A 5,687-nucleotide genomic window follows, 5' to 3' on the forward strand; every position below is an offset into this window, starting at 1 on the left:
GCACCCAGGACCAGCCCTGCCCCGCCTCCACGCGGCGTAGGCATGGTGTGTGATCGACGCTTGCCTGGAGCATCCAGCATGCCGCGCCTCAGGGCGTAACCAAGCGTTGCCCGCGTAAACGCGATTGCGACAAGCAGCGCAATGAGCGCGGCGCTAAGCGGAGTGGCCAGGAGATGCAGTCCGGTCATCGCTTCATTCGTTGGCCACACCGAGAATCGGCAATACCGTTGCCCAGCGCTTGCAACTCGGACACTGCCAGTGATGTGCTTTCGCGCCGAATCCGCACTGGCTGCATCGGTACATGGCCTGGCCCGCGAGCAATTTGCGCGTCAGGTCGCGCAGGATCAGGAAATTGGCGTGAGCTTCACCCGACATCTTGTCCATGGTCGCGTCGATCAGGGCCATCAGTCCACGCACGGACGGGCGCTGGCGCAATTGTGCGGTTAGGAAGTCGATGGCCGTGCGCTCCCCGTCGCGCTCCTGGTAGATGCCGGTCAGCGCCAGTACCGGAGAAATCCCGTGGTAGCGCTCAATCACTTCGCACAGGAAGCGCTCTGCATGATCCATTTTGCCGGCGCGTGCGCAGCAGCGCAGGTAAGGCGGCAGGATCTCGGCAACAAAAGCCAGGTTTGACCAGGCCGCGCGCTCGTAACAGACGATGGCCGTATCGTCGTCTCCGTCGTCCGCATGCATGGCGCCATCGATCATGTGCGCCCGCACACATCCTTGTTCGTACTCCAGCGCCTTTTCAAGATAGGCCCGCGCCTCACTCGAAGCGCCATGTTGGCGCGACTGCTCGGCCAGTTCGCAATGAAACTGCGCAATCGTGTGGCCCTCGGATACTCCGGTCATCTTTTCCAGACGTCGTGCATGTTCGATGGCCTGGTGCCAGTCGCGCTCATGCTGGTAGATGGCGATCAGATGTCGCAGCGCCGAAGGGGCATGGGCATTCATCGCGGCCAGGTCGGCAAACAAGGTCTCTGCCCGATCAAGCAATCCGGCACGCATGTAGTCCTCGCCCAGCTCGAGCAGCGCGACGGTCTTCATGTCGTCGCTCAAATTTGAGCGCGACACCAGGTGCTGGTGCACGCGAATGGCACGATCGACTTCGCCACGGCGTCGGAACAGGTTCCCGAGCGCCAGATGGGTTTCGACCGTGTCACGGTTGTATTCGGCCAGCTTGAGGAAAACCTCGATGGCCTTGTCCTGCTCTTCGTTGAGCAGGTAATTGAGACCGCGGAAATAATCCGAGGAGAGTGCGTTCACCCGCGCGCCGGAGTGCTTGGCACTGGCCCTGCGCGCCAACGACCAACCGCTGAGGAAAGCCACCGGAAGCAAGGCACACAGCAGATAGAACAGGTTCATGCGTCGGGGGTTGGGCTGCGTGGCTTGCGATCACGACCGCGTCGGGAACGCCGATGTCGGGCATTGACGCCCCACCATGCGGTGAACCCGCCCAGTAGCCAGCCGAGAATGACTGCACTCAACAGCGAGGCGCCAATGGGCAGATTGAGTCGTACAAAGCCGAAATCAAGTCCAACCAATTCGGCATTCAGGGCGCCGAAAACGACGCCAAGAGCAAGGCATACAAGCAGCAAAAGTAGGATCAGATAGCGCATGCGCAATGACTTTACCCGATTGCCGCCCCGGCGCACAGACGCCAGACACGATCAGTCGTCCTGATCCGTGTTCACACGCTCGCGAAGTTCCTTGCCCGGCTTGAAATGCGGTACGTGCTTGCCCGGAAGGGCAACAGCCTCTCCCGTCTTGGGATTGCGCCCCATGCGTGGCGGGCGATAATGCAAAGAAAAGCTTCCGAAGCCGCGGACCTCGATACGGTCCCCTTCGGACAATGCCAGGCTCATCTGTTCCAGGAGCCCCTTTACGGCCATCTCGACATCGCTGTAGGCAAGATGTGTCTGCCCACGAGCCAGCGCTTCGATCAATTCGGATTTGGTCATGGTACCCGCGATTCCCTGGTGCACAGACCGTACAGCTCCCCTGTCAAGCCGTGCCTTGTTTGCAATCCGCCCCCTGATGCATGACCGATGTGGAATAGCCATGCAGGCAGGAATAGCCCAGTTTCATCCAACTTGGAACGCGCGGGGCGGCATCTGCTGCCCCGCGCGACCTTGGCTTACTCTTCTTCCGAGTCCGATGACTCGGGCTTGTTCATCTGCTCCTGGAGCAATGCGCCGAGCTTGGTGGTGCCGGCGGCAGCCCCTGGGTAATCAGCCAGAGTGTCATTGAGCTCGTTTTCATCCTTGGCGCGGATCGATACCTGAAGCATGCGCCCACGACGATCCATGCCGGTGAACTTGGCTTCGACTTCGTCGCCGACCTTCAAGTGCTCGGTGGCGTCCTCAATACGCTCCTTGGCAATATCGTTGGCGCGCAGGTAAGCCTCGACACCGTCGCCCAGGTCGACTACGGCTCCCTTGGCGTCGACTTCCTTGACTGTGCCCTTGACCATGGTCCCGCGCGGATTGGACGCCATGAACTGGCCAAACGGATCCTGCTCGATCTGCTTCACACCAAGGCTGATGCGCTCGCGCTCCGGATCAACAGCCAGAACAACGGCCTCGACCTCATCGCCCTTCTTGTAGTCGCGGATCAGGTCCTCTCCGGTACCCTGCCAGGAAATATCGGACAGATGCACGAGACCATCGATGCCGCCATCCAGGCCGACAAAGATACCGAAGTCGGTAATCGACTTGATCTGACCGGAGACCTTGTCGCCCTTCTTGTGCATGGCGGCGAAGGCTTCCCACGGATTGGACATGGTCTGCTTGATGCCGAGCGAGATGCGGCGACGCTCTTCGTCCACGTCCAGCACCATGATCTCGATCTCGTCGCTGACCTGAACCACCTTGGCCGGATTGACGTTCTTGTTGGTCCAGTCCATCTCGGACACGTGCACCAGGCCTTCGACGCCCGGCTCGATCTCGACGAAGCAACCGTAATCGGTGACGTTGGAGACCTTGCCGAACAGTCGGCTGCCGACCGGATAACGGCGGGCAATATTGACCCACGGATCATCGCCCAGCTGCTTCAGGCCCAGCGAAACGCGGTTGCGCTCGCGATCAAACTTCAGCACACGCACATCCAGCTCGTCGCCGACGTTGACCACCTCGGACGGATGGCGCACGCGCTTCCACGCCATGTCGGTGATGTGCAGCAGGCCGTCGATGCCGCCCAGATCCACGAACGCGCCGTAGTCGGTGAGGTTCTTGACCACGCCGTGCACGATCGCGCCCTCGGTCAGGCGCTCAAGCAGCTTCTCGCGCTCCTCGGAGTACTCGCTTTCGACCACCGCGCGGCGGCTGACCACCAGGTTGTTGCGGCGACGGTCGAGCTTGATGATCTTGAACTCGAGGTCCTTGCCCTCGAGGTAGCTCGGGTCGCGCACCGGACGCACGTCCACCAGCGAACCGGGCAGGAAGGCGCGCACGTCGCGGATGTCGACGGTAAAGCCGCCCTTGACCTTGCCGGAAATCTTGCCGGTGACGATCTCGTCCTTGTCGAAGGTTTCCTCCAGGTCGTCCCACACCATGGAACGCTTGGCCTTCTCGCGCGAGAGCTTGGTCTCGCCGAAGCCGTCTTCCAGGGCTTCCAGGGCGACCTTGACCTCGTCACCCACCTCGACCTCGAGGTCACCCTTCTCGTTCTTGAACTGCTCGATTGGGACAATGCCTTCGCTCTTCAGGCCGGCGTTGATGACGACTACATCGGTGCGGACCTCCACCACGATGCCGGACACGATGGAACCGGGCTTGAGGCGGGAGAGCGTCTGTTCACTCTGTTCGAACAGTTCAGCGAAACTTTCAGTCATGTGAATTCCGTAAAATGATTAAGACCGTCGCGCCGCACACGCCGTCGGTTGTCGCAGCCGTTTGATGCGCTGCTTGCATGCGGTTCCTGCGGTCCACCTGTTGTGGGTGTTATCACACCGTGAGTTGTTCCCGCGCCGCGGCACGGGCACCTTTTTGAATGCTTGGACATACACCGCAATCTCTCGCGGAGACCTTGACGCTGCCTTGCATCCCCCACCCCGATGTCCGCAGAATTACCTGTCCGCACACACCAGGGCAATGACCTTTGCAACCACTTGCTCTACGGGCAATGCGGTCGAATCGACCCGCAAGGCGCCTTCGGCCGGCTTGAGCGGAGCCACGGAACGGTTCGCATCGCGTTCGTCCCGAGCCTCGATCTCACGTTGCAGACCGGAAATTGTAACGCTCAGACCCTTTTCCTTCAACTGCTTATGACGCCTTTTCGCGCGTTCGGCCGGGCTTGCCGTGAGGAAGACCTTGAACGGGGCATCCGGAAAGATCACGGTACCCATGTCGCGACCGTCGGCGACCAGTCCCGGTCCCTTGCGAAAAGACAGCTGCTTGGCCACCAGAGCCTCGCGCACAGCCGGAATCGCAGCTACCGCAGAAGCCGCCGCACCGCAGGTTTCGGTGCGAATCTCGTCACTGGCATCATGCCCATTGACGATCACCCGCGTGTCCCGACCATCCGGGCTGGGCTTGAAGGTGATCCGCGTGGCTTTCGCGCAGCGAGTCACTGCCTCGGCATCGGCAAGGTCCACGTCCGCCATGGACGCTGCAAAACCGACCGCCCGATACAGCGCGCCGGAATCGAGCAGGTGCCAGCCCAGTTGCTCGGCCACGATTCGACTGACCGTGCCCTTGCCGGACCCAGAGGGCCCGTCAATAGTCAAAACGGGGATGGGTTGGATGCCGCTCATGGGATCTCCCTGATTCGCGCAGAGCACATTCTAGCCCGGCAAGCATCCATCCGGATCAGTGAAGTCCGCGTTGCCCCCTCCCCGAACGCGTGCTATAAGCCGGATGCATTCGGGGGGAATGCAGGACCATCGAATTCGCATGAATAACCTGAACACCCAGTTCCACAGTGCAGTGAAGGCCGTACGCAACGTATCGGACCGACCGGACAACGACACGCTTCTGCATATGTACGCCTTGTACAAACAGGCCACAGAAGGCGATGCCAACGGACCCCGGCCCGGATTCTTCGACTTCATCGGCTGCTCCAAGCGCGAGGCTTGGGAAAAGCTTTCCGGCACCCCGAGTGAGGACGCCATGCGCGGCTATGTCGAATTGGTGCGCGGATTGGGCGCTCGTATCTAGCGGGCAGGCACACGCTCCAATCCGTACGCATTCATCTGGAGTCGAATCCGACTTCACCGCCCAGATGACGCCGGTCCCAGGCACGAAGATTGTCACGAATGTGGGCGATGCGCTGGCGGCCCAAGGCGTTGTGTTCGTCATCCAGAACTTCGCCACCCAGCAATTCAGCCATGCGCTGCGCCGTCGGCAGCATGGCCTCCCAGGCATCGAGTGCCGAAACCGGCCCGGGCAGGGTCATGAAAAAACTCAGCCCGGTGGTCGACAACTCGACCACCTGCGACAGGTCAAAGCTCCCGGGCTGCAGCATGTTGGCTACACTGAACAAGGGTCCCATTTCGCGCTTGCCATCGAGCATGCGATGGAATATCCCCTTGTGGCCGAACTCCAGTCCCGCCTTGTCCGCCGCGACAATCAGGTCCGAGCCCTGGAACCACCGGTCCTCCGGGGCCACAACATTGATCGCGATGATGCGATCCACCGCGAGACCCTCAGGACGCTGCCCCAGGCTTGATACCTGCGTCGGCGCACGCG

At 61.1% G+C, this 5,687-nt stretch carries 7 protein-coding genes and 1 pseudogene; 1 reads left to right on the plus strand and 7 read right to left on the minus strand.

All coding sequences use genetic code 11. From position 1 onward, the window contains the following. The 6 genes and pseudogenes from PF446_RS07160 to cmk form a co-directional block, all read right to left on the minus strand. Positions 1-188: pseudogene (locus tag PF446_RS07160) on the minus strand (hypothetical protein); the annotation flags it as partial. 4 nt (positions 189-192) lie between these two features. Further along, positions 193-1,365 carry a lipopolysaccharide assembly protein LapB gene (gene lapB, locus PF446_RS07165; protein WP_298070621.1) on the minus strand — a complete coding sequence of 391 codons (1,173 nt, stop codon included), beginning with the start codon at positions 1,363-1,365 and terminating at the stop codon, positions 193-195. Next, complete coding sequence (locus tag PF446_RS07170; protein ID WP_298070623.1) at positions 1,362-1,619, minus strand: LapA family protein; 258 nt, start codon at positions 1,617-1,619, stop codon at positions 1,362-1,364. Before PF446_RS07170 ends, lapB begins: the two co-directional genes overlap by 4 nt. Positions 1,620-1,670: 51 nt before the next feature. Then, the gene (locus tag PF446_RS07175) at positions 1,671-1,961 is read right to left on the minus strand and encodes an integration host factor subunit beta (protein ID WP_298070624.1); all 291 of its coding nucleotides are present in this window, start codon (positions 1,959-1,961) and stop codon (positions 1,671-1,673) included. 176 nt (positions 1,962-2,137) lie between these two features. Next, the gene (rpsA, locus tag PF446_RS07180; protein WP_298070626.1) at positions 2,138-3,832 is read right to left on the minus strand and encodes a 30S ribosomal protein S1; all 1,695 of its coding nucleotides are present in this window, start codon (positions 3,830-3,832) and stop codon (positions 2,138-2,140) included. A 234-nt stretch (positions 3,833-4,066) separates the two neighbouring features. Then, the gene (gene cmk / locus PF446_RS07185) at positions 4,067-4,753 is read right to left on the minus strand and encodes a (d)CMP kinase (protein WP_298070628.1); all 687 of its coding nucleotides are present in this window, start codon (positions 4,751-4,753) and stop codon (positions 4,067-4,069) included. Between the two features lie 139 nt (positions 4,754-4,892). On the opposite strand from cmk, the gene PF446_RS07190 reads away from it, so the two are divergent. Then, positions 4,893-5,156: an acyl-CoA-binding protein gene (locus tag PF446_RS07190; protein WP_298070630.1), complete on the plus strand. Its 264-nt coding sequence runs from the start codon at positions 4,893-4,895 to the stop codon at positions 5,154-5,156. A 31-nt stretch (positions 5,157-5,187) separates the two neighbouring features. On the opposite strand, the gene zipA is transcribed toward PF446_RS07190, so the two are convergent. Next, a partial coding sequence (gene zipA, locus PF446_RS07195) for a cell division protein ZipA (protein WP_298070632.1) occupies positions 5,188-5,687 on the minus strand: 500 nt, incomplete at its 5' end.

The organism is Oleiagrimonas sp., from assembly GCF_027858935.1.
Classification (GTDB): domain Bacteria; phylum Pseudomonadota; class Gammaproteobacteria; order Xanthomonadales; family Rhodanobacteraceae; genus Oleiagrimonas.

Excerpts from the sequence above, each read along its gene's own strand:
- lapB (WP_298070621.1), bottom strand. The coding sequence starts at position 1,365 with ATGAACCTGTTCTATCTGCTGTGTGCCTTGCTTCCGGTGGCTTTCCTC.
- PF446_RS07175 (WP_298070624.1), bottom strand. The coding sequence starts at position 1,961 with ATGACCAAATCCGAATTGATCGAAGCGCTGGCTCGTGGGCAGACACAT.
- rpsA (WP_298070626.1), bottom strand. The coding sequence starts at position 3,832 with ATGACTGAAAGTTTCGCTGAACTGTTCGAACAGAGTGAACAGACGCTC.
- PF446_RS07190 (WP_298070630.1), top strand. The coding sequence starts at position 4,893 with ATGAATAACCTGAACACCCAGTTCCACAGTGCAGTGAAGGCCGTACGC.
- PF446_RS07170 (WP_298070623.1), bottom strand. The coding sequence starts at position 1,619 with ATGCGCTATCTGATCCTACTTTTGCTGCTTGTATGCCTTGCTCTTGGC.
- cmk (WP_298070628.1), bottom strand. The coding sequence starts at position 4,753 with ATGAGCGGCATCCAACCCATCCCCGTTTTGACTATTGACGGGCCCTCT.